We start from the raw sequence: 26386 nt of genomic DNA, 5'->3' as shown, positions 1-26386 counted from the left end.
CCGGGGGCTGCGGCGTCCGGGCGTGCGACTGCGGCTCGGGCCCGGTCGGCGTCGGCGTGGCGGGCGGTGTCGGGGAGCCGGAGGACGTCGAGCTCCCGGAGGGCGTGGGGCTCCCGGAGGATGTCGGGCTCCCGGAGGGCGTGGGGCTCGCGGGCGGGCCGGGGTCGAGGATCTCGGGTGCGAGGACGAGCGGCATTCGGGCCGCGGTCTGCTGGGCGGCGCTCGGAATGCCCTTGACCGTGCCGTCGGGGTCGAGGAAGGCCGGGTCGCCGCCGGGGACCATGCCCAGCTCGCGGGCACGGCGTTGGAGGGCGTCGGGCGCGGAGTAGGCGTCCACGTCCCGTTGGAGCGCCTGTTCCTCGTCGGTGTAGCTCTTCACGTCGTCCTGGAGGTCGTCGAGCTTGAACGACCCTTCGCTGAGCGCGGAGTTCAGCACGAGGAGGCCGATGAGGCCGCCGCCCAGGAGGAGGACGACCAGGAGGACGAAGGGGGTGCGGGCGGCGCCCTTGGGCCGCGTGGGCAGGAGCCGCGCGAGACGGGCCGCCCGGCCCCTCAGTTCGGGTTTCCTGCTCACGCGCCCTCCCTGTGGGGTCGGGTGCCGGACTCGCCCGGCGTCCCCGCGAGTTCGTTCGTCGGACTCACTCACCGTCCCCTTCACACCGTGTGCGGTCGCCTCGTCCGCCTCGTGCGTCGGACGCGGCCGATGCGCGTCACGCGTCTCATGCGACGTCCTCCCGCACGCGTTCCGCCCCGCGCAGACGCGCGGGGGCGGCGCGCCGGTTCTCGGCGACCTCTTCCTCGGTGGGAAGTTCGGCACCACGGGTGAGGAGCTTGAGTCTCGGCTGATAGCGCTCGGGGACGACGGGCAGTCCGGGCGGGGCGGTGGTGGCGGCTCCGGCCGCGAGGACCTGCTTCACCAGCCGGTCCTCCAGCGAGTGGTACGACAGCACGGCGATCCGGCCGCCGACCGCGAGGGCCTTCACCGCGGCGGGGATCGCCCGTTCCAGGACGGTGAGTTCGCCGTTGACCTCGATGCGCAGGGCCTGGAAGGTGCGCTTGGCGGGGTTGCCGCCGGTGCGCTTGGCGGCCTGCGGCAGGGAGTCGCGGATCAGTTCGACGAGTCGGGCGCTGTTGGCGAACGGCTCCTTGTCGCGCTCGCGCACGATCGCGGACACGATCCGCTTGGCCTGCTTCTCCTCGCCGTACGCCCGGAGGATCCGGACGAGTTCGCCCGCCGGGTAGGTGTTGAGGACCTCGGCGGCGCTGATGCCCGTCGTCTGGTCCATGCGCATGTCGAGGGGCGCGTCCTGGGCGTACGCGAAGCCCCGGTCCGCCTCGTCGAGTTGCATGGAGGAGACGCCCAGGTCGAACAGGACGCCCTGGACGCGCGGGAGGCCCAGGCGGTCGAGCACGTCGGGGAGTTCGTCGTAGACGGCGTGCACGAGGGTGGCGCGGTCGCCGAAGGGGGCGAGGCGCTCGCCGGAGAGGCGCAGGGCCTCCTTGTCCCGGTCGAGGGCGACGAGGCGGGCCTCGGGGAACCGGGTCAGGAGCGCTTCGCTGTGGCCGCCGAGGCCGAGCGTGCAGTCGACCACCACCGCGCCGGGCGCCGTGAGGGCCGGAGCCAGCATGTCCAGACAACGCTGGAGCATGACGGGGACGTGGCGGCTGTTGCTCAAGGGGCCCTCTCAGGTCCGGCGCGAGCCGCACGTACGCGCCGCGCACGCGGGGAGACGCCGGACTCTCGCCGGTTCTCCTTGGGTTTCGGTCCAGCGGGGGACATGGGGCCCGTCGTCACCTTGCCGTCCGGCCGCGCCTCCCGCTCGGCGTCACTTTAGTCCACGGCCCCACGCGGTCAATCAACCGGCCTGCGCGTCGCGGCGCCGGTCCGGACGAAGCCGCGAGTCCGGCCAAATCACCCGTACAGCCGTGATCCCGCCACTCCTGTGGGTTACCTCACAACAAGGCTCAATGACGTTCTTTGTCCTCTCTCACAGAGCGCCCTCGGCGGCCGTGACCAGTACCGTCTTCGCTATGACGACCTCCGCAGCAGTTCCCACCGGCCCCGAAGGCGCCATATCCGACGGCACCGTCACCGACCGCCTCGTCGAGGCGAACCAGCGCTACGCCGCCGCGTTCACCGACCCCGGGATGGACGCCCGCCCCGTCCTGCGTGTCGCGGTCGTGGCGTGCATGGACGCCCGCCTCGACCTGCACGACGCGCTCGGCCTGGAGCTGGGCGACTGTCACACCATCCGCAACGCGGGCGGCGTGGTCACCGACGACGTGATCCGCTCCCTCACCATCAGTCAGCGCAAGCTCGGCACCCGCAGCATCGTCCTCATCCACCACACCGGCTGCGGCCTGGAGGCCCTCACCGAGGACTTCCGCACCGAGCTGGAGGCCGAGGTCGGCCAGCGTCCGGCGTGGGCGGTGGAGTCCTTCCGGGACGTCGACCAGGACGTACGGCAGTCCATGCAGCGGATCCGCACCAACCCGTTCCTGCTGCACTCCGACGACGTGCGCGGCTTCGTCTTCGACGTGAAGACCGGCCTGCTCCGGGAGATCGACGCGGCCTGAGTCCCGTCGAACCGTAGGGTCGGAACCGCCCTCCTATCGCCCGAGGGCGGTTCCGCGCAGCCCCGCTTTGCTGTCAATCTGCTGGCATCTCGCCCGGCAGAACGCCGCAAACCTGACATATCACGGACGGTTATCCACAGGCGAGTGACACGGATTGGTAACGGCAGCAAGAATGCGGGTGTGGCGTCACGCTGAGCAGTTCACGCGTGGTGTCCGTGTTTCGGGGTGGGCCGGTCCGCATCGCAGAGCGACGGCCCGGAGAAAGAACGGGCCGAGGAGGGCCGGGTGACGACCTATGACGATCGAGCGAGCCTCACTGATCTGACCAGCACTGTGGAGCGAGTCCGCAGTTCTGTCGAACAAGTGATCGAGGGCAAGCCTGAGGTCGTACGGCTTTCGCTGACAGTGCTGCTCGCCGAGGGACATCTTCTGATCGAAGACGTACCCGGCGTCGGCAAGACCATGCTGGCCAAGGCACTGGCGCGGTCCATCGACTGCTCGGTGCGGCGTATCCAGTTCACGCCGGACCTGCTGCCGTCGGACATCACGGGTGTGTCCATCTGGGACCAGCAGCGCAAGGAGTTCGAGTTCAAGCCGGGCGCGATCTTCTCGCAGATCGTGATCGGCGACGAGATCAACCGCGCCTCGCCGAAGACGCAGTCCGCGCTCCTGGAGTCCCTGGAGGAGCGCCAGGTCACGATCGACGGCACCACATACGAGCTGCCGAGCCCCTTCATGGTGGTGGCCACGCAGAACCCGGTGGAGATGGAGGGCACCTACCCGCTGCCGGAGGCCCAGCGCGACCGCTTCATGGCCCGCGTCTCCGTCGGCTACCCGAGCCCGGAGGCCGAGCTGCAGATGCTCGACATCCACGGCGGGGTCTCGCCGCTGGAGGACATGCAGCCGGTGGCGCACGCGCACGAGATCGTGAAGCTGATCGAAGCGGTCCGGGGCGTGCACGTCGCGGAAACGGTGCGGCGGTACGCGGTGGATCTGGTCGGCGCCACCCGCAGCCATCCGGACCTCAGACTCGGCGCCTCGCCGCGCGCCACGCTGCATCTGCTGCGTGCGGCGAGGGCGACCGCCGCCCTCAGCGGCCGGGAGTACGCCCTGCCGGACGACATCCAGTCGCTGGCCGTGTCCATCCTCGCCCACCGGCTGCTGCCCACCGCCCAGGCGCAGCTCAACCGGCGTACGCCGGAGCAGGTGGTCCAGGAGATCCTGCAGCGCACCCCCGTGCCGCAGGCCCCCCAGGCGCAGAGCGGGTACGGCTCGGTCCACGCCACGCCCGCGTACCCGCAGCAGCCGCCGCGGAGGCTTGGATGAGCACCGGAGGGCCGGCGCCCGCCCCGGAACAGGACAAGGGCGGGCTGCGCACGGCCCTCGCCGGCCTCACCACGCGCGGACGCTCCTTCCTGGCGGCCGGCGTGGCGGCCGCGGTCTGCGCCTACGTCCTCGGGCAGAGCGATCTGCTCCGGGTCGGCCTGCTGCTCACCGTGCTGCCGCTGGTCTGCGCGACCGTGCTGTACCGCACCCGGTACCGGGTCGCGGGCAGCCGTCGCCTCTCCCCCGGGCGCGTGCCCGCCGGCAGCGAGGCGCGTGTCCATCTGCGGATGGACAACGTCTCGCGGCTGCCCACCGGGCTGCTGATGCTCCAGGACCGGGTGCCGTACGTGCTCGGTCCCCGCCCCCGGTTCGTGCTGGACCGGGTGGAGGCGGGCGGGCGTCGCGAGGTGTCGTACCGGGTCCGCTCCGATCTGCGCGGCCGCTATCCGCTGGGCCCGCTGCAGCTGCGCCTGACCGACCCGTTCGGCATGTGCGAGCTGACCCGGTCCTTCTCGACGTACGACACGCTGACCGTCGTCCCGCGCGTGGAGGCCCTGCCGCCGGTGCGGCTGAGCGGCGAGGCCAAGGGGTACGGCGACGGGCGGCAGCGCTCGCTGGCGCTGGCCGGCGAGGACGACGTGATCCCGCGCGGCTACCGGCACGGCGACGACCTGCGCCGGGTGCACTGGCGTTCGACCGCGCGCTACGGCGAGCTGATGGTGCGCCGCGAGGAACAACCGCAGCGTGCCCGCTGCACGGTGCTGCTGGACACCCGGGCCGAGGCGTTCCTCGGCGCGGGCCCCGACTCCGCCTTCGAGTGGGCCGTCTCCGGCGCCGCCTCCATGCTGGTCCACATGCTCGAACGCGGCTTCTCCGTCAGGCTGTTGACGGACACCGGCAGCTCGGTGCCCGGCGAGGGCGCCGACGGGTTCGCGGGCGCCAGCCAGGAGTCGGCCGACGCGGCCGGACTGATGATGGACACCCTCGCGGTGATCGACCACTCCGCCGGCACGAGCCTGTCGCCCGCGTACGACGTGCTGCGCGGCGGCAACGAGGGGCTGCTGGTCGCCTTCCTCGGCGACCTCGACGACGAGCAGGCGGCGGTACTCGGCAAGATGCGCCGGCGCGGCGGTGGGGCGGTCGCCTTCCTGCTGGACAGCGAGGCGTGGACGACCGAACCGGGCGAGGTGCCCGGTGCCGGGAGCGCGAGCGAGGAGTCGCTGCGGCTGCTGCACGAGGCGGGCTGGACGGCACTGACCGTGCCGCGCGGCGCCTCGCTGACGGACCTGTGGCGACAGGCGGACAGACAGCGCACCGGAGTACTGTCCGGGAGCGGTACGGAGGGGCGGTCATGAGCGGGCGGGCGAGACTGGCGCTGTGCGCCTGGGCCGCCACGATCATGGCGGCGTGCGCACTGCTGCCGCTGGTGGACCCGGCGACGTGGATCATCCAGGCGGCGCTCATGCTGGGCGTGCAGACCGGTGTGGGAGCGCTCACCCGGCGCGTCCCGCTGGCCCGGCCGCTGACCGTGGCCGCCCAGGCCCTGGTCACCCTGATGATGCTGACGCTGGTCTTCGCCCGGGAGCGGGCGGTGGCCGGGATCGTCCCCGGCCCCGAGGCCTTCCAGTACTTCGCGACGCTGCTGCAGAACGGCGCCGAGGACGTCGGCCGGTACGCCATCCCGGCGCCGCTGACCGACGGCATCCGCCTGATGATCATCGGCGGTGTGCTGGTGATAGGCCTGCTGGTGGACGCCCTCGCGGTGACGTTCCGCAGCGCCGCCCCCGCCGGCCTCCCCCTGCTCGCGCTGTACTCGGTCGCGGCGGGACTCTCCGACGGCGCCGCGTGGCTGTGGTTCGTGCTGGCCTCGGCCGGTTATCTGCTGCTGCTCCTGACCGAGAGCCGCGACCGGCTCTCGCAGTGGGGCAGGGTCTTCGGCGGCGCGCCCCAGGGTCCCCAGCGCCCGGAGTCCGCGAGCGGCCCCGTGGCGCCCGTGCGCACCGGGCGGCGCATCGGCGCGGTCGCGCTGGGCATCGCCCTGGTGGTGCCGCTCGGGCTGCCCTCCCTCGACGGGGGCCTCCTGGACGGCACGGGCGCCGGTTTCGGCGGTGGCTCCGGTGGCGGCGGCACGATCGCCGCGGTGAACCCGGTGGTGCAACTGCGCGGCAGCCTGAACGTGGACGAGGACCGCCAGGTCCTGTCGTACCGCACCAACACCGACAACGTGCAGGAGATGTATCTGCGGATCGTCTCCCTGGACAACTTCAACGGGACCTCGTGGACCCCGACCGAGCGCTCCATCACGGGGGTCCCGGACGACTTCGGCACCCCGATCGGTCTCGCCTCCGACGTCAAGCGGACGTCGATCGAGACCCGGATCGTCGCGTCGGAGGACTACGAGCAGAACTGGCTGCCGATGCCGTACCCGGTGACCAACGTGGACATCGACGGCGACTGGCGGTACGAGCCCGTGGGGCGCACCCTCGTCGGTGACCACGGCCAGGACACCAAGGGCGCCCAGTACAAGGTCGAGAGCCTGATCGTGGAGCCCACGGCGGAGCAGCTGGCCTCGGCACCGGAGCCGCCGCCGGCGCTGCGGCGGGAGTACACCAAGGTGCCGGCCTCGCTGCCGCCGGTGGTGGCGCGGACGGCGCTGGATGTCACCGAGGGCGCGAAGAACGACTACGAGCGCGCGGTGAAGCTCCAGGACTGGTTCGCCTTCAGCGGCGAGTTCACCTACGACACGGAGGTGCGGTCGGGCACGGGCGCCCGGGCGATAGCCCGGTTCCTGGAGGACAAGGAGGGCTTCTGCGTCCACTTCTCCTTCGCGATGGCGTCCATGGCCCGCACGCTGGGCATACCGGCCCGGGTGGCGGTGGGCTTCACCCCCGGCACCCCGCAGACGAACGGCACGATGTCGGTGGGTCTGCGCGACGCGCACGCCTGGCCCGAGCTGTACTTCGAGGGCGTGGGCTGGACCCGTTTCGAGCCCACTCCCAACCGGGGTTCGACGCCCGAGTACACGGTGCCCGAGGACACCGGCACCGGTGGGCTGCCCGAGGTGCCCCGTCCCTCGTCGTCGGCGTCCACGGCGCCCTCGGCCGAGCCGTCGGCGAGCGAGAGCTGCACGCCGCAGGAGGCGAAGCTGGGGGCCTGCGGGACCGAGTCGGCGGCGGCCGTACCGGGTTCGGACGACGAGGAGCGCTCGTTCTGGGGGCTGGTGTTCTTCTCGCCCTGGACGCTGCTGATCCTCCCGGGAGCGCTTCTGGTGCTGGCGATCCCGCTGCTGCCGATGCTGTGGCGGCTGCGGGTCCGGTCCGTGCGGCTGGGCGCGCACCAGGGCGCGGTGCCGAAGGGGACCCAGGAGCCCGCCGTCGCGCGGGAGGTGACCCACGAGGGCAGCGAGGCGCCGGGCTCCCCGGCTCCGCCGGACAGGGCCACCTCCTACGGCCGCACGGAGGCCGCGGCGGCTCATGCGCTGGCCGCCTGGCAGGAGGTGGCCGACACGGCGTGGGACTACGGGATCGCGCCCGACGAGTCGCAGACGCCCCGCAAGGCCGCCGCGCGGATCGTGCGGCTCGGGGAGCTGGAACCGGCTGCCGCCGAGGCGGTGCACCGGGTGGCGGCGGCGGTGGAGCAGGTCCTCTTCGCTCCGCGTCCACAGGTTCCGGCGGGTCTCGCCCGGGACGCGCACCAGGTCGGGGCCGGTCTCAGGGCTCACGCGGGCCGCCGCACCAGATTGCGGGCACTGCTGCTGCCGCGTTCGACCGTCCGGGTGGTGTGGGCCCTCGCGGCCCGCTGGGCGGACACCAGGGACGAGCTGCTGTCCCGGCTCCCCACGCCACGCCTGCCGTGGCGACGCCCCACACCGAGTCGGAACGGCTAGCGCCGACGCGTCACGGTCCTGTCCCCGCCGGGCGAACCCGGCGGGGACAGGACCGTTCGTCCGTCCGGGGGTCGCGACAGCAAGGCGGCGGCCGGTGGTCGATCGCCGGTGGGCGTTCGCCGGTTTTCGGTGACCGGCCCGGCTGTGGCCGGTGTGCCCACACGTGCAGCCCCTGAGGGGCGTGCCCTGATGCGCGGGCGTTCGCGTGCGGGCATGCTCGAAGGGTGACCGCCGCCGGGGTGGTCACCCTTCGTCCGTGTTCAGCTGTGGCTGTCGGGTCGGCGTCTCGGCCGGCTCAGTGGCCGCCCTGCTCGTCACGACGGCGCTGCCAGCGCTGTTCGATTCGGTCCATCATGGAGCGGCGCTGTCGCGTCTGCCGACGCGCACCGGCGGAGCCTGCGGCACCGGCGGGCTGTTCACCCGGCTTGGGGGCCTTGCGCCAACCGGTGACGGCGAGCACGGCGCAGCCCAGCATGACGAGGAATCCCACCACGCTGACCCAGATCTGCTGTGCGACCATTCCGGCCATGAGGAGCGCGATACCCACCAGAAAGCCCGCGACCGCCTGGTAGACCCGCCGCCGGGTGTACGTACGCAGCCCGCTTCCCTCAAGCGCTGACGCGAACTTGGGATCTTCGGCGTACAGCGCTCGCTCCATCTGCTCGAGCATGCGCTGCTCGTGCTCTGAGAGCGGCACGGAGTCCTCCTCATCGTGCGGTCGCCGGGGCGACCCGGGGGGTCCTCTTCAGGATAGGCAGGGAATCGCCCCCTTGAAACCCGCCCCTCTACGCCAATTCGCCAACCGGAACCCGCCATGGCACCCCGACTCGCTGAGGTGTGAATTCCCCAGCGAACGGCCCGTCATGCCGGAACGGTCTCCCTCGATCATACGGCTCCGAGCGCCCGATCGGGGGGCCTGTGGCGTACTCCATCCGCCGCCGAGCCCCTGATCAGCGGGGCAGGCTCGTCCGCCGCGGGAGACGGCTCAGGACTCGGCGGCCCCTCGCGTCTCACCCAGCACATGAAGTTGGGTGGCCACGGAGTGGAAGGCGGGCAGCTCGGCGGCCGCCGCCTCCAGCTGGAGCAGGGCGTCCAGGGCGCCGGGCTCGGTGTCGACGAGCACCCCGGGGACGAGATCGGCGAAGACCCGGACGCCGTGCACGGCGGCGACCCGGAGGCCCGCGCCCTCGACGAGCCCGGTGAGCTGTTCGGCGGTGAAGCGATGGGGAACCGGATCACCCTCGCCCCAGCGTCCGTTCGGGTCGGCGAGCGCCTGCCGCGCCTCCTTGAAGTGCCCGGCGAGGGCGCGGGCGAGGACGGCGCCGCCGAGGCCGGCGGCCAGCAGGCTGAGGACGCCCTCGGGGCGCAGCGCGGCCACCGCGTTGCCGATGCCCTCGGCGGGGTCGTCCACGTACTCCAGGACGCCGTGGCAGAGCACGGCGTCGTACCCACCGCGCTCCACGACGTCGAAGAGGCCGTGGGCGTCGCCCTGGACGCCCCGGACACGGTCGGCGACGCCGGCCTCGGCGGCCCTCCGCTCCAGCGCGAACAGCGCGTTCGGGCTGGGGTCGACGACGGTGACCCGGTGGCCCAGGCGGGCGGCGGGCACCGCGAACCTGCCGCTGCCGCCCCCGGTGTCCAGTACGTCGAGCGACTCACGCCCCGTCGCCTTCACCCGGCGGTCGAGGGCGTCCTGGAGGACCTCCCAGACCACGGCGGTACGGAGAGAGGCGCGGGGTCGCATCGGGTCCGACACGGCAGTTGACTCCTCGGCGCGGCACCGCCTGGTGTGCGGCGGAGCGATGGGCTTGCGTCTCCGTCGGGCCGGTGGCCGTGACGGAGGGTGCTGGTGACCCCAACCCTAATGGGCGGCGCCGGGACGGTCGCTCAGCCCGCGTCCGGGACCTCCGGGCCGCTGTCCTGCCGGGGTTGGGGCAGCACCGGCTGGAGCACCAGCATCCGCTCGACCAGGCGCAGGAACATCGCCACGTCGCGTATGAGGTCGTCGGCGTCGCGGACGCTCGCCGCGCCCTGGATGCCCGCCTCCGCGCGGGCACGGCGGGCGGCGCCGGAGGCGAACAGCGCACTCCACTCGGCGAGTTCGGGCGCTATCTCGGGGAGCACTTCCCAGGCGCTCCGGATCTTGGCCCGGCGCTTCGGGGTGGGTTCGGGGCGACCCCGGGCGGCGAGCACCGCGGCGGCGGTGCGCAGGGCCGCGAGGTGAGCGGTGGCGTACCGCTCGTTGGGCGTGCGGAGTCCGGACGCCTCGTCGAGTCCGGAGCGGGCCTGGGCCAGCAGGTCGAGGGCGGCGGGCGGGGCCGTCGCCCGGCGCAGCACGGGGTGCACGTCGCTCGCCGGGCCGGTCAGTGAGGGGGCAGGGCCGGTGGCGCGGCGCCGGTTGGCGGCTGCTGCGTGGTAGCTGGCCATGACGAACCTCCTGTCGTCTGCGGACGGCACGCTCTGTCGCGAGGTGCCGTATGTGCCCATCGTGAGGTATGCCACTGACAATCCGTTCTGACCTGCGCTTTTGCTTCGTTCAAAGGTTCGGAGTAGTTTTTGCACTGACCAGTCAGTTCAAAGCCAGGGCAGAGGGGTTCCGGGGCATGGCAGAGGCAGGGGAAGCGGGCCCCGGGCGGAGGGCGGCCCGCGGTGTCGCCGTCGGCGCGGAGGGGTTCGGGCTCGAGGGGCCGCGCGGTTGGGCCTTCCGGGGCGTCGGGTTCGACGCGGAGGCCGGCTCGCTGGTCGCGCTCGCGGGGCCGTCCGGGTCGGGGCGGACGTGTCTGCTGCTCGCGCTCACCGGCCGGATGAAGCCGAGCGAGGGCCGGGCCACGGTCGGCTCCCTGCACCTGCCGAAGCGCATGGCGGCCGTGCGCCGCGTCAGCGCCCTCGCCCACGTCCCCGGGGTGACGGACCTCGACCCGGCCCTGACCGTCGGAGAGCACCTGCGTGAACGGGCGCTGATGCAGCGGCGCTTCGACGGCACCCTGCGCGGGCTGCTGCGCTCCCGGGCCGATCGCGACGCCGAGCTGAAGGACCGGATCGAGGCCGCCACGACCGCCGCCGGGCTCGACCGCGAGGCGCTCCCCAAGGGTTCCCGGACGGCCGTGCGCGACCTCGACCGGATGGAGGCCCTGCGCCTGTCGGTCGCCCTCGCCCTCGTCGGCCGGCCCCGGCTGCTCGGCGTCGACGACACCGACCTGAAGCTCTCCGACGCCGAACGGACGGAGATGTGGGCCCTGTTGACGTCCCTCACCGATTCCGGACTCACGGTCGTGGCGGTGTGCAGCGAGGCCCCGAAGGGCGCGGTAGTGGTCTCGACGACGCCCGGGGAACCGAGGAGCGACGAGAGTCCCGGAGAAGAGCGCACCGACGACGAAGGCTCCGAGGACGAGCAGGACGAGCGATCCGGCAGCCGGAGCGGCGACCACCGGAACAGCGGTCGCGAGACCGCCGACGACAACACATCCGACAACACATCCGACGACGAGGAGACGGCCGATGCGCTCGCCGAAACTGGCCGCGCTTGAGCTCAGGCGGTTCGGCCGGGGGAAGCTGCCGCGCGCCGCGCTGGTCTCGCTCCTGCTGCTGCCGCTGCTGTACGGCGCCCTGTACCTGTGGTCCTTCTGGGACCCGTACGGCCGCCTGGACCGCATCCCCGTGGCGCTGGTCAACGACGACCGGGGCGCGTCGGTCGGCAAGCAGCGGCTGACCGCGGGCGACGACATCGCCAAGGGGCTGCGGGACAGCGACACCTTCGAGTGGCACCGGGTGAGCGCCGCCGAGGCCCGCGCGGGCGTCGAGGACGGCACGTACTACCTGTCGCTGACCATGCCGAAGGACTTCAGCGAGCGGATCGCGTCCAGTTCGGGGGACGTGCCGGAGACGGGTGCCCTCCAGGTGCGGACGAACGACGCGAACAACTACATCGTCGGCCAGATCTCCCGGACGGTGTTCTCGGAGGTGCGGACGGCGGCGTCGACGAAGGCCTCGCGGTCGTTCCTGGACCGGATCTTCATCTCGTTCTCGGACATCCACGGCAGGACCGAGAAGGCGGCGGACGGCGCCGACGACCTCAAGGGCGGTATCGACAAGGCGGAGCAGGGCTCCAAGGACCTCGCGGACGGGCTGCGGACGGCCAAGGAGGGCAGCGGCAAGCTGTCCGGCGGGCTGAAGGACCTGGACGAGGGCGCGGGCGATCTGGAGGACGGTGCCCAGCAGGTCGCGGACGGCACCGGGAAGCTCGCCGACAAGGTGGGCGCCGCGGCCGACCAGGTGCGGCCCTTCCTGAACGAGAACGGCGACACGATCGCCGACACCGCCACCCTGGTCGCCGACTCGGCGGCCACGATCCGGGGGCACCTCGACGCGTTCGTGAAGACCGCGCCGGCCGCCGCCACCGGCATCCGAACCGCCTCCGACACCCTGGACGACGTCCACGAGCGCCGCTGCGAGAAGGCCGTCCTGCCCGATGCGGCCTGTGCGGACCTGAAGAAGGCGAAGGACGCGGCGGCGGAGGCGGCCACGCTCGCCGAGGACGTCGACACCGTGGTCAAGAACTACGACGGTGACATGAAGGCCTTCGACAAGGACCTGCGGAACCTGGAGAAGCAGGCCCGCGCCCTCGCGAAGGCGGCGCCCACCCTCTCCACCGACCTCGACAACGCCGTCGCCAAGATCGACGCGCTCGACAAGGGCGCCACGAAGGTCGCCAAGGGGGCCAAGACGCTGCACACCGGCCTCGGCACGGCCAGGACCGGCGCGGAGCACCTCGACACCGGCGTCGGCGATCTGAAGACGGGCGCGGTCGACCTCAAGGGCGGCATGTACAAGCTGGCCGACGGCTCCGGCAAGCTCGCGGGCGGTCTGCACGAGGGGGCCGAGCGGATCCCCGACTACGACGAGCGGGACCGCGACCAGCGCACCGAAGTGATGGCCGATCCCGTGCAGTTGGCCACCAGGGACCTGCACAAGGCGCCCAACTACGGCACCGGCTTCGCCCCGTACTTCATCCCGCTCTCCCTGTGGGTGGGCGCGATGGTGGCGTACATGCTGATCCAGCCGCTCAACCGGCGAGCCCTCGCGGCGGGTGCCTCGGCGTGGCGGATCGCGCTGGCGGGCTGGCTGCCGGTGGCGGCGCTGGGTGTGCTGCAGACGGTCGCGCTGATGGCGGTGCTGCACTGGGCGGTCGGCCTGCAAATGGCACGGGCGGCCGGGACGGTGGGCTTCCTGTTCCTGGTGACGGCGTGCTTCGCGGCGATCGTGCAGTGGCTCAACGCGCGCTTCGGGGCGGCGGGCCGGATCCTCGTCCTCGCCTTCCTGATGCTCCAGTTGACGTCCGCGGGCGGCACCTACCCCGTGCAGACCAGCCCCGACTTCTTCAACGCGGTGCACCCCTTCCTGCCGATGAGCCATGTCGTGGACGCCCTCAGGCGGTTGATCACGGGCGGCGGTCTGGGCCCGGTGTGGCAGGCGTGCGCGGTGCTCGTGGCCTTCACCGTCGGCGCCCTCGCGCTGAGCGCGCTGTCGGCCCGCCGCAAGCAGGTGTGGACCCTGGACCGGTTGCACCCGGAGTTGAGTCTGTGACACCGCACCGCGATGTTCCCCGGCACGGCATTGTTCCCGCGCACGGCACGGTTCCTGTGACAATCAGGGCCATGGAAAGCAGCAACGCCCCCGGCGGCGCAGGCGGGGGCCGCCGCGAGGCGACCCGGCAGAAACTCTACGAAGCGGCCGTCACCCTCATAGCGGAGCAGGGGTTCTCCGCCACCACGGTGGACGAGATCGCCGAGCGCGCCGGAGTCGCCAAGGGCACGGTCTACTACAACTTCGCGAGCAAGTCGGTCCTCTTCGAGGAGCTGCTGCGGCACGGCGTGGAACTGCTCACCGCCTCCCTCCGCGAGGCGGCCGAGCGGACCGCGAAGGAGGGCGGCAGCAGGGTCGACGCCCTGGACGCGATGATCCGGGCCGGGCTCGTCTTCATCGACCGCTACCCGTCCTTCACCCAGCTGTACGTGGCCGAGCTGTGGCGCACCAACCGCGCCTGGCAGTCCACGCTGATGGTCGTCCGGCGGGAGGCGGTCGCCGTCGTCGAGGGGGTGCTCCGCGACGGCGTCGAGGGCGGCGAGCTGAGCGACGAGATCGACGTCGGCCTGACGGCGTCGGCCCTGGTCGGCATGGTCCTGGTGGCCGCGCTGGACTGGAAGGCCTTCCAGCCGGAGCGCTCCCTGGACGACGTCCACGCGGCGCTGTCCCGGCTGCTGCAGGGCCGCGTGAGCGGGAACGGCTGACCGGGCCGGGGCGGAAACGAGAGCGCCGGTCCGAACTGGCCGCGTCCCCCGCGGGCCACCTCGAACCGGCGCTTCCCTGTTCCCCCGTACTCCCCCGTGCCTCGCTCCCGCCGACTCGCGTCGACGGAAGGAGCGGTAAGAGCGCGAGAGCCGTTCCGCCGCCCCGTGTCGGCGGTACCGCGGCCGCGCCCCTTCCCGTGCCTCCACTCTCTCGTTCCCGCAGGTGGGAGCCCATCCGTACGGGTACTCATCTCACCGGGTGAGTACGGGTACTCAGCCCTGCGTACTTCCCCAGGCCCGCCCCTGCCCCCCGTCAGGGGCGCGGGGAACCGCGCGACAAGCCACGACGAACCCGTACCCGCCGAACGACCGCACTGCCCGAGCTCGACCGCGAACAAGCGATGTCAGCGGCGGCCGATAAGGTCGCTCACATGGCAAGAATCGCGGTGATCGGCGCCGGTCTCGGCGCGATGGGGGCCGCTGCCCGGCTGGCCGTCGCGGGCCACCGCGTGGTGGTGCACGAGAGCACGACGACCTACGGCGGCGCCGTGGGCCGCTTCGAGCGCGACGGCTTCGCGTTCGACACGGGACCTGGACTGCTGCTGCTCCCCGCCGTGCACCGCGACCTGTTCCTCAAGACCGGCAAGGAGCCGCTGGAGAAGTGCGTCGACCTGGCCCAGGTCGACCCGGCGGCCCGGCACGTCTTCGCGGACGGCACCGACCTCCTGCTGCCGGGCACCTCCCGCGCGGGCGTGGTCGCCGCCCTGAACTCCGCGCTCGGCCCGGGCGTCGGCGACCGCTGGGGCGACTTCCTGGTGCGGGCCCGCGAGGCCTGGGACCGCACCCGGCGGCCCCTCCTGGAGGAACCGCTGTGGTCCGACTGGAAGGTCCTGGCCGAGCGCGAACCGTACCCCTCGGTCCCCCGCAGGCGGCTGCTGCGCACCCGCCGCGCCGCCACCCTCGCCGAGGTCGGCGCCTGGGAACTGCGCGATCCCCGGCTGACGGCGCTGCTGGAGAGCCACGCCCTCGCGTACGGCCTGGACCCGAGGAGCGTCCCGGCGAGCGCGGCGGTCCTGCCCTACCTCGACCACGCCTTCGGGACCTGGTACGTCCGGGGCGGTCTGCGGGAGTTGGCGCGGGCACTGTACGAGCGGTGCCTGGCCCGCCGGGTCGAGTTCGTCTTCGGCGCCGAGGTCACCGGGATCGTCGAGAAGGACGGCCGGGCGGCCGGGGTGGAGTCGGCGGACGGCGCGGTGGCCGAGGCCGACTTCGTGGTCGCCGGGGTCGCGCCCGAGGTGCTGAGCCGCCTGGCGCGGCGGTCGGTCCTGCGGGATGCCGGCGAGGTGCCGGCCCAGCGCGGGGCGACGAGCCGGCTGACCGTGCTGCTGGCGCTGCGCGGCGGACGTCCGGCGGACGCGGCGCACCGGACGGTGGTGCACGCGGAGGATCGTGACGCCGAGCTGGACCTGCTCTTCGGTCCGTCGCACGGGACGGTCGCCCGGCCCACGGTGACGGTGCTGCGCCCCGACGATCCGGCACTGGTCCCGGACGCCGGCCACGAGGCGGTCACGGTCACGTGCGCGGTCCCCGCCGGACCCGAGCGCAACGGCGCGGAGTCGGAGGACTTCGAGGTGTCGGCCGAGCGGCTCGTCGACGCCGCCGAGCGCGCCGTCCCCGATCTGCGCAAGCGTCTGCTGTGGAGCGAGGTGCGCACCCCGGCCGACATCGCGCGGACGACCGGTGCGGAGGGGGGCGCGGTCCCGGCGCCGGCGCTCGCCGCGGCGGACGGGCGATGGCTGCACCCGTCCAACACCACCGCGTTGCCGGGCCTGTTCACCGTGGGTGGCTGGTCCCACCCCGGCGGCGGTCTTGCGCACGCCGGGATGTCGGGCGCGCTGGTGGCGGGACTGATCGTCGAGGGACCGGACTTCCGCGGCTCCCAGTGAGGCTCACCGGGGCCGGAGCGGGGGCCGGACGGATCCTTCAGAAACGGTACTGCTGCTCGTCGTAGCCGTTCTGGCCGTTGCCGTTGCCGTTGCCCTGGTACGGGTACTGCTGGTCCGACGGGAGGTCCGAGCCGAACGGGTCGTCGGTGTTGCGCTGCTGCGGGACCCAGACGCCGCCGGGCGGGGTCTCGCCGCCGTAGCCGCCGCCGTACTGGTCCTGGCCGTAGCCCTGTTGCCCGTACCCCTGCTGCCCGTAGGACTGGTCGTAGGAGGCCGTGGCGTCGTACGTCTGGGTGCCGATGTACGGGTCGGAGTAGGCGGCGTACTGCTGCTGCGACGGGTCGTAGCCGTACTGCTGCTGGTCGTAGCCGTAGTAGGCGAAGGCCTCGTCCTGCGCGGCCTGGTCGGCGGTCGCCTGCCGCTGGCCGGTGGCGCCCGCGTAGGCGTTGTCGTCGCCGTAGATGCCGTAGGTGCTGGTGTCGTCCGGCATGGGTTCCGGGGAGTAGACGGGGGCCGGCCCGGCCGCGGAGGGCGTGGACTGCGGGCGGACGAACACGTCGTCGTCGCGGTCGTCGAGCAGGTCGTCGCTCTGGGCGTAGGTTCCGGCGGCGGTGGTCTCCAGGTCCGTGACCTCCAGGGTCGGGTCCTGGCGGTCCGGTTCGCCGCGCCGGCGCTTCTTGGCCGCCTTGGGCAGCCGGCCGCCGTCCTCGCCCTCGCCGGAGCGCGGGCGGACGGCCCAGCCGGCCTCGAAGCCGCGCCGGAACGACAGCGTCACGTACGTCTGCCCGACCGCGAAGGCGATCGCGCCCAGCCCGATGACGATCACGTTGGGGATGAGGACACCGAGGACGACACCGAGGAAGCCCGCGAAGGCGAGCAGGCGCCAGCGCAGACGCGCCTTGTACTGCAGCAGCACCTCACCCAGCAGCCACAACGCGACGACGCCGAACGCGATGTAGAGGACCGCCCAGCCCATGTACGCCCCTCTCCCTGTAGCCGCTACGCAGTGTGTCGTACGCGAGTGCGACCGGTCTAGGCCCGTGGTGGATGGTGCAGGCCCAGGTTCTCGTGGATTTCCAGAGTCGCGGTGGAGTTGTTCAGGGTGATGAAGTGAAGTCCGGGGACTCCCTCGTCCAGCAGCCTCGCGCAGAACTCCGTGGCGAACTCGATGCCAATGGAGCGTACAGCGGCCGGATCGTCTTTGGCTGTGACGATCCGCTCTTTCAGGGCGTTCGGGATGGCGGCGTTGCTGAGTTTCGGCAACCGTTCCAGCATCTTCACGCTGGTGACGGGCATGACCTCGGGAATCACGGGGGTTTCGCAGCCGGCCCTCGCGACCGCGTCCCTCAGACGCAGATACGAGTCGGGGTGGAAGAACATCTGCGTGATCGCGTAGTCGGCGCCCGCCCGGCACTTGTCGACGAAGCGCGCCACGTCGCTGTCCCAGTCCGGGGAGCGCGGGTGCATCTCCGGGAAGGCCGCCACGCCCACGCAGAAGTCGCCCGACTCCTTGATGAGGCGGACGAGTTCGGCGGCGTAGGTCAGACCCTGCGGGTGCGCGATCCACTCGGCCATCGGGTCACCGGGCGGGTCGCCCCGGACGGCGAGGATGTTGCGGATGCCGGCGTCCGCGTACTGGCCGATGATGTTCCGCAGTTCGGCGACGGAGTGGCTGACCGCGGTGAGGTGGGCCACCGGCGTGAGGGTGGTGTCGGCGGCGATCTGCTCGGTCGCCTTCACCGTGCCGGCCCGGGTGGAGCCGCCCGCGCCGTACGTCACGGAGACGAAGCTGGGCGCGACCGCCTCGATCCTGCGGAGGGCGTTCCAGAGGTTCCGCTCACCCTTCTCCGTCTTGGGTGCCCAGAACTCGAAGGAGTAGGTGGTTTTGCCCGTGGCGAGCATGTCACGCACGGTCCGTGCGCGGTCCGTGCGGGTCGAAGCGGTTCCTAGGGCCATACGGGCAGGTTAGTCAGGTCGGCGCCGTCCCCCAACCAGACCAGGTGCTTTTGTCCCCTTTGCCGACCTGGTGTCCACGCCTTGGACAGACGTGGACACCAGGCCACCGCGGACGCGGCCGGCTAGAGGGTGCGCAGCCGCTTGGTGAACTCCGCCGCGGCGGCTCCCGGGTCGTCGGCCTCGGTGATCGCCCGGACGACCACCACCCGCCGGGCACCCGCCTCGACGACCTCGTCGAGATTGCCGAGGTCGATACCGCCGATGGCGAACCAGGGGCGGTCGGTGGCGAGGGCGGCGGTGTACCGGACGAGGTCCAGGCCGGGGCGTGACGGCCGGGCTTGGTGGGGTGGGCCAGCAGGGGCCCGTGCAGAAGTAGTCCACGCCCTCCTGGGCGGCCGCGGCGGCGGCCTCCTCCTCGGCGTGGGTGGAACGGCCGATGAGCACGTCCGTGCCGAGGACGGCGCGGGCGGCCGGGACCGGGAGGTCGCCCTGGCCGAGGTGCAGCACGTCCGCGCCGATGGCGTGGGCGACGTCCGCGCGGTCGTTGACGGCGAGCAGCTTGCCGTGCCGGCGGCAGGCGTCCGCGAAGACCTGGAGGTGCTCCAGCTCCTCGGCGGCCTCCATGCCCTTGTCGCGGAGCTGCACGATGTCCACGCCGCCCGCGAGGACCGCGTCCAGGAACCGCGGGAGGTCGCCCTGGCGCTTGCGGGCGTCCGTGCAGAGGTAGAGCCGGGCGTCGGCGAGCTGTGCGGCGGCGTCGGGCATGGGTGCGTCCCCCGTTGGCGTGCGTGATCGGTGCGGCGTACGGGACGCGACCCTCTCGGGCCCCGGCTCCCGTACGCCGTACAGGCGGCTCTGCTGCGAACTTCCCGGGGGTGTCCCCGGTGTCTCTGGTCTGTCTGGTGGGTGCGGTGTGTCTGGTGCCTCAGGTGTTTCCGGTCAGACGGCGAGCGCCTGGGCGCGGCGCTTCACCTCCGTGCCGCGATTCTCGCTCAGGGCCTGGGCCGGGGTGCCGGGCAGGCTGGGGTCCGGAGTGAAGAGCCACTCCAGCATCTCTTCGTCGCTGAAGCCGTCGTCCCTCAGCAGGGTCAGGGTGCCGGTCAGGCCCTTGACCACCTTGTCTCCGTCGATGAAGGCGGCGGGGACGTGCAGTGCGCGGTTCTCACCACGGCGTACGGCGATGAGCTGGCCTTCCTTCACCAGCTGCCGCACGCGGGTCACCTCGACGTCCAGCATCTCTGCGATGTCGGGAAGGGTCAGCCACGCGGGGACGAGAGCATCGATCTTTGCGTCAATCTCGGTCACGTCTCCAAGACTGCCATCTGGGACTGACAGTGGGTAGCCGAGCCGCGTCCGGCCTACGCCGTCGCCGCCTTCAGGGGCCTCGCCGGGTCCTCCAGCAGCAGCGGGTCCATCGCTGTGCCCGCTTCGATCAGGCGGCGGCCCTGGGCCAGGTCGCGGGGGCGGCCCACTGCCAGCAGGGCGACCAGCCGGGTCTCGCGGAGCCAGCAGACCGACCAGGCGGCGCCGGTCGGGTCGCCGCGCCGGACCATCGTGTCGGCGGAGGCGTGGTCCCCGGCGTACTGGACGAACCGCCCGAACTGCTCGGACCAGAAGTACGGGACGGGGTCGTAGGGCTCGGGGGTCTCGCCGACGATGTTCGCCGCGACCGTGCGGGGGCCCTGGAGGGCGTTGTCCCAGTGGTGGACGAGCAGGCGCCGGCCGTACCTGCCCGAGGGGAAGGAGGCGCAGTCGCCGACGGCGTAGACGTCCGCTGCGGAGGTGCGCAGATGGTCGTCGGCGACCACCTCGCCGTGGGCGCCGAGTTCGATGCCGGAGCCCTTCAGCCAGGCCGTGGCGGGGCGCGCGCCGATGCCGACGACGACCGCGCCCGCCGGGACCCGGGTGCCGTCGTCCAGGACCACCGTCCCGGGCTCGACGCGCGCCACGCGCGCGTGGGTGCGCAGGGTGGCGCCGCTGTCGGCGTACCAGGCGGTCATCGGGGCGGCCACCTCCGCGGGGAGCGCGCCCGCGAGCGGGCGGTCCGCCGCCTCGACGACCGTCACCGCGCAGCCCGCCTCGCGCGCGGCGGTGGCGAACTCCGCGCCGATCCAGCCCGCGCCCACGACCACGATGTCGTGCTGCCGTGCCAGCACGGGCCGCAGCCGCTCGGCGTCGTCCAGGGTCCGCAGCAGATGCACCCCGGGCACCCCCTCGGCGCCCGGCAGCCGGACCGGTTCGGCGCCGGTCGCGACGACGAGGACGTCGTACGGGACGGGCCCGGCGGCCGTGTCGAGTGCGTGGTCGGCGGGGCTCAGGCCGGTGACCTCGCGGCCGAGCCGGAGGTCGATGCCGAGCGCCTCGAAGTCGACGTCGAAGGCGGAGCCCTCGGCGCTGCCGAGCAGGACGGCCTTGGAGAGCGGCGGCCGGTCGTACGGCTGGTGCGGCTCGGCGCCGAGCAGGACCACGTCGCCGGTGAAGCCCTGTTCCCGCAGGGCGACCGCCGTCTGCACGCCCGCCATGCCCGCGCCCACCACGACCACGCGCCGCGCCGGTGATCCGCCCCTCAGCTGCGTCTGCTCGCTCACCCGATCACCATAGACAACTGACATTCGGTCAGTCAGGGGGTGGGGTCCGCCGGCTCGACCTGCTCCACCACGCTCGTCCCGCTGCCGGGCCGCGACTCCCACTGCCAGGTCTCCTCCAGCCGGACCCGCCCGTCGGGCAGTTCGACGACGAGGGACTCGCAGTGCCCTGAGGCGGTGGTCCCGTCCGTCTTCAACTGCACGTAGCGGAAGTCCAGCCGGTCCCCCGCGCGCGTGCCCACGAGCCGGCCGCGCACGACGTCGCCGCCCGCGTAGTCGGCCCAGATCTCGCCGTCCTCCTCGTGGTACGTGAACCGGGTGCGGGTGCCCACCTGACCTGGGGCTTGGTCGGCGACGGGGGCGAGGACGAGACCGTCGAGCGAGCGGGCCATGGGCACGGGCTCCCTTACTGGGACGAACGGCGGGGGCTAGGGTGGGCCACCGTAGAGCACTCGCGGGAGCCCGGGCGCACCGGGCTGAGAGGGAGGCTGGCGGCCTCCGACCGTACGAACCTGATCCGGGTCATGCCGGCGAAGGGAGGGGCTGGACGCCCATGTCGCGTACGCACACGTCAGACGTCCTCGTCGTGGGGGGCGGAATCATCGGTCTCGTCACGGCGTGGCGGTCCGCGCAGCGCGGGTTCGCCACGGCCGTCGTCGATCCCGAGCCCGGCGGCGGGGCCGCGCGGGTGGCGGCCGGGATGCTCGCCGCCGTGACCGAACTGCACTACGGCGAGCAGACGCTGCTGGGGCTCAACCTGGAGTCCGCGCGCCGCTATCCGGACTTCGCCGCCGAGCTGACCGAGGTCACCGGCCTCGACCTCGGCTACCGCCGCTCGGGCACCCTCGCCGTCGCGCTCGACGCCGACGACCGCGCGCATCTGCGCGAACTGCACGCCCTGCAACGCCGCTCGGGCCTCGACTCGGAGTGGCTGAGCGGACGGGAGTGCCGTCGCCTGGAACCGATGCTCGCGCCGGGCGTGCGTGGCGGACTGCGGGTCGACGGGGACCACCAGGTCGACCCGAGGCGGCTCTCCGCGGCCCTGGTGGCGGCCTGCGAACGCGCCGGGGTGGTGTTCCACCGGACCTGGGCCGAGGAGCTGTCGGTGGCCCGGGAACGGGCCACGGGCGTCCGCACCGGCGCGGGCGACCGGCTGGACGCCGAGCACACCGTCCTCGCCGCGGGCAGCCTCAGCGGGCGGCTCGCCGGGGTCCCGGCCGAAGTGCGGCCGCCGGTGCGGCCGGTGAAGGGGCAGGTGCTGCGGCTGACCGTCCCGAAGCCGTACGCGCCCTTCCTGAGCCGTATCGTGCGGGCCGTGGTGCGCGGCAGCCAGGTCTATCTGGTGCCGCGCGAGAACGGCGAACTCGTCGTCGGCGCGACCAGCGAGGAGCAGGGCTGGGACACGACGGTCACCGCGGGCGGGGTGTACGAACTGCTGCGGGACGCCCACGAACTCGTCCCCGGGATCACCGAACTGCCGCTCACCGAGACCCGCGCGGGACTGCGCCCCGCCTCCCCCGACAATGCCCCGCTCCTCGGCCCGAGCGGGCTGGACGGCCTGCTCCTCGCGACGGGCCACTACCGCAACGGGGTGCTTCTCACTCCGGTCACCGGGGACGTCCTGGCCGAGGTGCTGACCACCGGTGAACTGCCGGCCGAGGCGCGCGACTTCACCCCCCTGCGGTTCCGCGCCGGCGCGGCCCGCGAACTCCTGGAGCAGCCCGTATGAGCACCGCCGGAACCGTGACCGTGTCCGTCAACGGGGAGCGGCGGCAGATCGCTCGCGGCACGGCCCTCGACGCGATCGTGCGGACGCTCACTCCGTCCGTCTCCGGTGTCGCCGCCGCTCTCAACGAAACCGTCGTCCCGCGCGCGCGGTGGACGACCACCGCCCTCGCCGAGGGGGACCGCGTCGAGGTCCTCACCGCCGTCCAAGGAGGCTGATCCCATGGCAGACGACCCCTTCGTCCTCGGCGGTACGACCTACGCGTCCCGCCTGATCATGGGCACCGGCGGAGCGAGCGGCCTGGACGTCCTGGAGCGCGCGCTGGTGGCCTCCGGCACGGAGCTGACCACGGTCGCGATGCGCCGGGTCAACGCCGACGTGCACGGCTCGGTGCTGTCGGTGCTCGACCGGCTCGGCATCCGGGTGCTGCCCAACACGGCCGGCTGCTTCACGGCGGGCGAGGCCGTGCTGACGGCCCGCCTCGCGCGCGAGGCGCTCGGTACGTCCCTGGTCAAGCTGGAGGTCATCGCCGACGAGCGCACCCTGCTGCCCGACCCGATCGAACTGCTCGACGCCGCCGAGACACTCGTCGACGACGGTTTCACGGTGCTGCCGTACACGAACGACGATCCCGTGCTCGCGCGCAAGCTCCAGGACGTGGGCTGTGCCGCGATCATGCCGCTCGGGTCGCCCATCGGCTCCGGGCTCGGCATCCGCAACCCGCACAACTTCCAGCTGATCGTCGAGCACGCGCGCGTGCCGGTGATCCTGGACGCCGGCGCGGGGACGGCGTCGGACGTCGCGCTCGCGATGGAGCTGGGGTGCGCGGGCGTCATGCTCGCCTCCGCCGTGACCCGGGCGCAGGAGCCGGTCCTGATGGCCGAGGGCATGCGGCACGCGGTGGAGGCCGGACGGCTTGCGTACCGGGCAGGCCGCATCCCCCGCCGTCACTTCGCGGAGGCCTCGTCGCCCGGCGAGGGACTGGCGCGGCTGGATCCGGAGCGCCCGGCGTTCTGAGGCGGAGCTCACGCCTCTCCGCCCTCACTCGAACAGTCGAACGAGTTCCGTCGGAGACCCGCTCGTCACAGCCCTCCGGTCTCGGTCACAGCTCTGCTGCAGTACGTCTCCCGGGTCCCGGGGCCCATGGGCCTGTCGGCGGCGGCTCGTACACTCACCTGCGTGGACACGACCCTTCAGGACCCGCTTGTCGGCCAGGTGCTCGACGGCCGGTATCGAGTCGAGGCGCGGATCGCGGTCGGCGGGATGGCCACGGTCTACCGGACCGTGGACACCCGCCTCGACCGCGTGCTCGCACTCAAGGTGATGCATCCGACGCTGGCCGCGGACCGGACGTTCGTCGAGCGGTTCATCCGGGAGGCTAAGTCGGTGGCCCGGCTCTCCCACCCGAACGTGGTGGGGGTCTACGACCAGGGCACCGACGGCTCGTACGTCTACCTCGCGATGGAGTACGTCGCCGGCTGCACCCTGCGGGACGTGCTGCGCGAGCGTGGGGCACTGCAGCCCCGCGCCGCGCTGGACATCCTGGAGCCGGTGCTCGCCGCGCTGGGCGCCGCGCACCGCGCCGGGTTCGTGCACCGGGACATGAAGCCGGAGAACGTGCTGATAGGGGACGACGGCCGGGTCAAGGTCGCCGACTTCGGGCTCGTCCGGGCCGTGGACACCGTCACCAGCACGACCGGCGCCGTCCTCGGCACCGTCTCCTACCTCGCCCCCGAGCAGCTGGAGCACGGCACGACCGACACCCGTGTCGACGTGTACGCGTGCGGCGTGATGCTCTACGAGATGCTGACCGGCGGCAAGCCGCACGCCGGCGAGTCTCCCGCACAGGTGCTCTACCACGCGCTCCACGACGACGTGCCGCCGCCGTCGGCCGCGGTGCCGGGGCTGCCCTACGACCTGGACGCGCTGGTCGCCTCGGCGACCGCCCGCAATCCGGAGCTGCGGCCCTACGACGCCGTGGCGCTGCTCGGGCAGACCCTGGAGGCGCGGGCCGCGCTGAGCGCCGAGCAGCTGGACGCGGTGCCGCCGCAGGCGATAGCCGACGGCCACGACACCGCGGAGGACCGGACGAGCGTGATTCCGCGTTCCCTGTCCGTGTCGCGGTCGGTGGGACTCGATCCCGACGAGCGGTTGCACCGCACCAGCCGGTTCGACGCGCCTCCGCCTCCCCGGCGCACCCGCGCCTCCGCCGCGCCCCGGCGCGGGCTGTGGGCGGTCGTCGTCGCCGTGGTGCTCGTCCTGGGCGTGGGCGGCGGCGTCTGGTACATCAACTCGGGTCAGTTCACGCAGGTCCCGGCCGTGTTGCAGCAGAGCGAGGCGGACGCCACGAAGCGGCTGGAGGGCGCCGGGCTGGGCGTCGACGTCGAGCGGGCGTTCAGTGACACCGTCAAGCGGGGCAGGGTGATCGGCACCGACCCGGCGCCCGGCGAGCGGATCCGGGACAACGACACGGTGACGGTGACGATCTCCAAGGGTCCGCAGACCGTGAAGGTGCCGGATCTCCAGGGTTATCGGCTGGATGTCGCGAAGAGCAAACTGAAGGACGCCGGGCTCGAACCCGGCGTGGTGACACGGGAGTTCAGCGACGAGGTCATCAGGGGGCAGGTGATCAGCACCCAGCCGGGGACGGGCACCGAGATCTCGTCCGGCGCGGCGGTCAGGATCGTGGTCAGCCGGGGCGCCCCGGTGGAGGTGCCCGACGTGTCGGGCGATTCGGTCGCGGACGCCACCGCCGAGCTGGAGCAGGCGGGCCTGAAGGTGAAGATCGCCTCCGGGCGGGTCAACTCCGAGTTCGACAAGGGGCTCGTGGCCGAGCAGGCTCCCGGGGTGGGCAAGCAGGTCGGCCAGGGCGACACCGTCACGCTGACGCTCTCCAAGGGGCCCGTGATGGTCGAGGTCCCCGACGTCGTGGGCGACAGCGTCGACGAGGCGACCCAGCGGCTCAAGGACGCCGGCTTCGAGGTCGAGGAGGACCGGGGGCTCCTCGGGCTCTTCGGCGACGAGGTCAGGAGCCAGTCCGTGGACGGCGGGGACACCGCGCCCAAGGGCTCGACCATCACCATCGAGATCCGCTGACGGACCGGCCCGGCCGTCGCCTCGAACCGGCGGCCGGGCACCTCGGAGCGCATGACACCCTGGTGCGGTGAGCACTCCGCAGTCCCCGGCCTCCCGGCCCCCACCCCGGGCTCCCCGGCACCGCCCCGGTCCCGTCGGCCCTTCCCGCAACCCCGTCGGCGGCCATGTGCCCGTCGCCGGGGGCCTGAACTCCGTCGGGCTGACCTACGCCCGTGATCTGAAGGCCGAGACCGTCCAGGTCTTCGTCGCCAACCCGCGCGGCTGGGCGACCCCGGCCGGCAACCCCCGGCAGGACGAGGAGTTCCGCGCGGCCTGCGCCGAGGAGTCGATCCCCGCCTACGTCCACGCGCCGTACCTGATCAACTTCGGTTCGCACACCGAGGCGACGGCGGAGAAGTCCGTGGAGTCGATGCGGCACTCGCTGCGCCGGGGCCGGGAGATCGGCGCGCTCGGGGTGGTCGTGCACACGGGCAGCGCGACCGGCGGGCGGGACCGTTCGGTGGCGCTCAAGCAGGTACGGGAGTATCTGCTGCCGCTGCTGGACGAGTTGACCCACGACGACGACCCGTATCTGCTGCTGGAGTCGACGGCCGGCCAGGGGGCCTCGCTGTGTTCCCGCACCTGGGACTTCGGGCCGTACTTCGAGGCCCTGGACGCCCACCCGAAGCTGGGGGTCTGTCTGGACACCTGCCACATCTTCGCCGCGGGCCACGACCTGACCGGGCCCGACGGCATGCACCGGACGCTGGACCTGTTGGTGGACACGGTCGGCGAGGGCCGGCTGAAGCTGATCCACGCCAACGACTCCAAGGACGTGGTCGGCGCCCACAAGGACCGCCACGAGAACATCGGCTCCGGACACATCGGCGAGGACCCGTTCCGTGCCCTGATGACCCACCCCGCCACGGAGGGCGTCCCGCTGATCATCGAGACCCCGGGCGGCAAGGAGGGCCACGCGGCGGACGTGGAACGCCTGAAGAAGCTCAGGGACGGCTGACGCC

At 72.7% G+C, this 26386-nt stretch carries 22 protein-coding genes, 2 pseudogenes and 1 riboswitch; of the genes and pseudogenes, 13 read left to right on the top strand and 11 right to left on the bottom strand.

What is annotated here, in order from left to right:
- Positions 1-13: 13 nt before the first annotated feature.
- Both E4N62_RS05710 and rsmH read right to left on the bottom strand, forming a co-directional pair.
- Positions 14-574 (bottom strand): annotated as a pseudogene (locus tag E4N62_RS05710) (hypothetical protein); the annotation flags it as partial.
- Positions 575-719: 145 nt separating this feature from the next.
- Positions 720-1676 carry a 16S rRNA (cytosine(1402)-N(4))-methyltransferase RsmH gene (rsmH, locus tag E4N62_RS05705; RefSeq protein WP_230212248.1) on the bottom strand — a complete coding sequence of 319 codons (957 nt, stop codon included), beginning with the start codon at positions 1674-1676 and terminating at the stop codon, positions 720-722.
- A 355-nt stretch (positions 1677-2031) separates the two neighbouring features.
- Here rsmH and E4N62_RS05700 point away from each other — a divergent pair, with 355 nt between their 5' ends.
- The 4 genes from E4N62_RS05700 (at position 2032) to E4N62_RS05685 (ending at position 7789) form a co-directional block, all read left to right on the top strand.
- On the top strand, positions 2032-2577 hold the full coding sequence (locus E4N62_RS05700; RefSeq protein WP_230212246.1) for a carbonic anhydrase: 546 nt from the start codon (positions 2032-2034) through the stop codon (positions 2575-2577).
- 285 nt (positions 2578-2862) lie between these two features.
- The gene (locus tag E4N62_RS05695) at positions 2863-3903 is read left to right on the top strand and encodes a MoxR family ATPase (RefSeq protein WP_230212243.1); all 1041 of its coding nucleotides are present in this window, start codon (positions 2863-2865) and stop codon (positions 3901-3903) included.
- Entirely contained in the window at positions 3900-5258 is a 1359-nt protein-coding gene (locus E4N62_RS05690; protein ID WP_230212240.1) for a DUF58 domain-containing protein, read from the top strand. Before E4N62_RS05695 ends, E4N62_RS05690 begins: the two co-directional genes overlap by 4 nt.
- Positions 5255-7789: a DUF3488 and transglutaminase-like domain-containing protein gene (locus E4N62_RS05685; RefSeq protein ID WP_230212238.1), complete on the top strand. Its 2535-nt coding sequence runs from the start codon at positions 5255-5257 to the stop codon at positions 7787-7789. Before E4N62_RS05690 ends, E4N62_RS05685 begins: the two co-directional genes overlap by 4 nt.
- 295 nt (positions 7790-8084) lie before the next feature.
- Here the strand turns inward: E4N62_RS05685 and E4N62_RS05680 are convergent, their stop codons facing one another.
- From E4N62_RS05680 to E4N62_RS05670, 3 genes are all read right to left on the bottom strand, one after another.
- Positions 8085-8486 (bottom strand): DUF3040 domain-containing protein, encoded by a 402-nt coding sequence (locus E4N62_RS05680; protein ID WP_184895187.1) that lies wholly within the window; start codon positions 8484-8486, stop codon positions 8085-8087.
- Positions 8487-8774: 288 nt separating this feature from the next.
- Positions 8775-9545: a methyltransferase gene (locus E4N62_RS05675; protein WP_230212236.1), complete on the bottom strand. Its 771-nt coding sequence runs from the start codon at positions 9543-9545 to the stop codon at positions 8775-8777.
- A gap of 131 nt (positions 9546-9676) precedes the next feature.
- Positions 9677-10216 carry an SAV_6107 family HEPN domain-containing protein gene (locus E4N62_RS05670; protein ID WP_230212234.1) on the bottom strand — a complete coding sequence of 180 codons (540 nt, stop codon included), beginning with the start codon at positions 10214-10216 and terminating at the stop codon, positions 9677-9679.
- 176 nt (positions 10217-10392) lie between these two features.
- On the opposite strand from E4N62_RS05670, the gene E4N62_RS05665 reads away from it, so the two are divergent.
- From E4N62_RS05665 to E4N62_RS05650, 4 genes are all read left to right on the top strand, one after another.
- Entirely contained in the window at positions 10393-11316 is a 924-nt protein-coding gene (locus E4N62_RS05665; protein ID WP_230212232.1) for an ATP-binding cassette domain-containing protein, read from the top strand.
- Positions 11288-13372, top strand: coding sequence for a YhgE/Pip domain-containing protein (locus tag E4N62_RS05660; protein WP_230212230.1), 2085 nt, complete (start codon positions 11288-11290; stop codon positions 13370-13372). The genes E4N62_RS05665 and E4N62_RS05660 overlap by 29 nt, the downstream gene beginning before the upstream one ends.
- Positions 13373-13443: 71 nt before the next feature.
- On the top strand, positions 13444-14076 hold the full coding sequence (locus tag E4N62_RS05655) for a TetR/AcrR family transcriptional regulator (protein WP_230212228.1): 633 nt from the start codon (positions 13444-13446) through the stop codon (positions 14074-14076).
- Between the two features lie 431 nt (positions 14077-14507).
- On the top strand, positions 14508-16022 hold the full coding sequence (locus tag E4N62_RS05650; protein ID WP_230212225.1) for an NAD(P)/FAD-dependent oxidoreductase: 1515 nt from the start codon (positions 14508-14510) through the stop codon (positions 16020-16022).
- A gap of 37 nt (positions 16023-16059) precedes the next feature.
- Here the strand turns inward: E4N62_RS05650 and E4N62_RS05645 are convergent, their stop codons facing one another.
- From E4N62_RS05645 to E4N62_RS05620, 6 genes and pseudogenes are all read right to left on the bottom strand, one after another.
- Positions 16060-16998 carry a hypothetical protein gene (locus E4N62_RS05645; protein ID WP_230212223.1) on the bottom strand — a complete coding sequence of 313 codons (939 nt, stop codon included), beginning with the start codon at positions 16996-16998 and terminating at the stop codon, positions 16060-16062.
- A gap of 56 nt (positions 16999-17054) precedes the next feature.
- Positions 17055-17978 (bottom strand): methylenetetrahydrofolate reductase [NAD(P)H], encoded by a 924-nt coding sequence (gene metF / locus E4N62_RS05640; protein WP_230212220.1) that lies wholly within the window; start codon positions 17976-17978, stop codon positions 17055-17057.
- 122 nt (positions 17979-18100) lie between these two features.
- Positions 18101-18743: pseudogene (gene thiE / locus E4N62_RS05635) on the bottom strand (thiamine phosphate synthase).
- 174 nt (positions 18744-18917) lie between these two features.
- Complete coding sequence (locus E4N62_RS05630; protein WP_184895167.1) at positions 18918-19283, bottom strand: helix-turn-helix domain-containing protein; 366 nt, start codon at positions 19281-19283, stop codon at positions 18918-18920.
- Between the two features lie 53 nt (positions 19284-19336).
- Positions 19337-20566 (bottom strand): NAD(P)/FAD-dependent oxidoreductase, encoded by a 1230-nt coding sequence (locus E4N62_RS05625; protein WP_230212218.1) that lies wholly within the window; start codon positions 20564-20566, stop codon positions 19337-19339.
- Between the two features lie 32 nt (positions 20567-20598).
- On the bottom strand, positions 20599-20955 hold the full coding sequence (locus E4N62_RS05620) for a hypothetical protein (RefSeq protein ID WP_230212216.1): 357 nt from the start codon (positions 20953-20955) through the stop codon (positions 20599-20601).
- Positions 20956-21007: 52 nt separating this feature from the next.
- Positions 21008-21119, top strand: a riboswitch (TPP riboswitch).
- Here E4N62_RS05620 and thiO point away from each other — a divergent pair.
- From thiO to E4N62_RS05595, 5 genes are all read left to right on the top strand, one after another.
- Complete coding sequence (gene thiO / locus E4N62_RS05615) at positions 21117-22292, top strand: glycine oxidase ThiO (RefSeq protein ID WP_230212206.1); 1176 nt, start codon at positions 21117-21119, stop codon at positions 22290-22292. Its footprint overlaps the riboswitch before it by 3 nt.
- A gap of 14 nt (positions 22293-22306) precedes the next feature.
- Entirely contained in the window at positions 22307-22507 is a 201-nt protein-coding gene (gene thiS, locus E4N62_RS05610) for a sulfur carrier protein ThiS (protein ID WP_230212481.1), read from the top strand.
- Between the two features lie 4 nt (positions 22508-22511).
- A complete protein-coding gene (locus E4N62_RS05605; RefSeq protein WP_215454678.1) occupies positions 22512-23306 on the top strand; it encodes a thiazole synthase in 795 nt (264 codons plus the stop codon).
- A gap of 162 nt (positions 23307-23468) precedes the next feature.
- On the top strand, positions 23469-25385 hold the full coding sequence (gene pknB, locus E4N62_RS05600; RefSeq protein WP_230212203.1) for a Stk1 family PASTA domain-containing Ser/Thr kinase: 1917 nt from the start codon (positions 23469-23471) through the stop codon (positions 25383-25385).
- Positions 25386-25452: 67 nt separating this feature from the next.
- Positions 25453-26382 (top strand): deoxyribonuclease IV, encoded by a 930-nt coding sequence (locus E4N62_RS05595; protein ID WP_374116930.1) that lies wholly within the window; start codon positions 25453-25455, stop codon positions 26380-26382.
- Positions 26383-26386: the final 4 nt, after the last annotated feature.

This window comes from Streptomyces sp. MNU76, assembly GCF_020982545.1.
GTDB lineage: Bacteria > Actinomycetota > Actinomycetes > Streptomycetales > Streptomycetaceae > Streptomyces.
Note: the sequence above shows the minus strand (reverse complement) of the source record. Positions and strands in the feature narration are given on the sequence as shown.

Bases quoted from the DNA above. Each gene is read 5' to 3' on its own strand.
- E4N62_RS05700 (WP_230212246.1), top strand. From the start codon at position 2,032: ATGACGACCTCCGCAGCAGTTCCCACCGGCCCCGAAGGCGCCATATCC.
- E4N62_RS05690 (WP_230212240.1), top strand. From the start codon at position 3,900: ATGAGCACCGGAGGGCCGGCGCCCGCCCCGGAACAGGACAAGGGCGGG.
- E4N62_RS05685 (WP_230212238.1), top strand. From the start codon at position 5,255: ATGAGCGGGCGGGCGAGACTGGCGCTGTGCGCCTGGGCCGCCACGATC.
- E4N62_RS05670 (WP_230212234.1), bottom strand. From the start codon at position 10,216: ATGGCCAGCTACCACGCAGCAGCCGCCAACCGGCGCCGCGCCACCGGC.
- E4N62_RS05665 (WP_230212232.1), top strand. From the start codon at position 10,393: ATGGCAGAGGCAGGGGAAGCGGGCCCCGGGCGGAGGGCGGCCCGCGGT.
- E4N62_RS05660 (WP_230212230.1), top strand. From the start codon at position 11,288: ATGCGCTCGCCGAAACTGGCCGCGCTTGAGCTCAGGCGGTTCGGCCGG.
- E4N62_RS05655 (WP_230212228.1), top strand. From the start codon at position 13,444: ATGGAAAGCAGCAACGCCCCCGGCGGCGCAGGCGGGGGCCGCCGCGAG.
- E4N62_RS05650 (WP_230212225.1), top strand. From the start codon at position 14,508: ATGGCAAGAATCGCGGTGATCGGCGCCGGTCTCGGCGCGATGGGGGCC.
- E4N62_RS05645 (WP_230212223.1), bottom strand. From the start codon at position 16,998: ATGGGCTGGGCGGTCCTCTACATCGCGTTCGGCGTCGTCGCGTTGTGG.
- metF (WP_230212220.1), bottom strand. From the start codon at position 17,978: ATGGCCCTAGGAACCGCTTCGACCCGCACGGACCGCGCACGGACCGTG.
- E4N62_RS05620 (WP_230212216.1), bottom strand. From the start codon at position 20,955: ATGGCCCGCTCGCTCGACGGTCTCGTCCTCGCCCCCGTCGCCGACCAA.
- thiO (WP_230212206.1), top strand. From the start codon at position 21,117: ATGTCGCGTACGCACACGTCAGACGTCCTCGTCGTGGGGGGCGGAATC.
- E4N62_RS05605 (WP_215454678.1), top strand. From the start codon at position 22,512: ATGGCAGACGACCCCTTCGTCCTCGGCGGTACGACCTACGCGTCCCGC.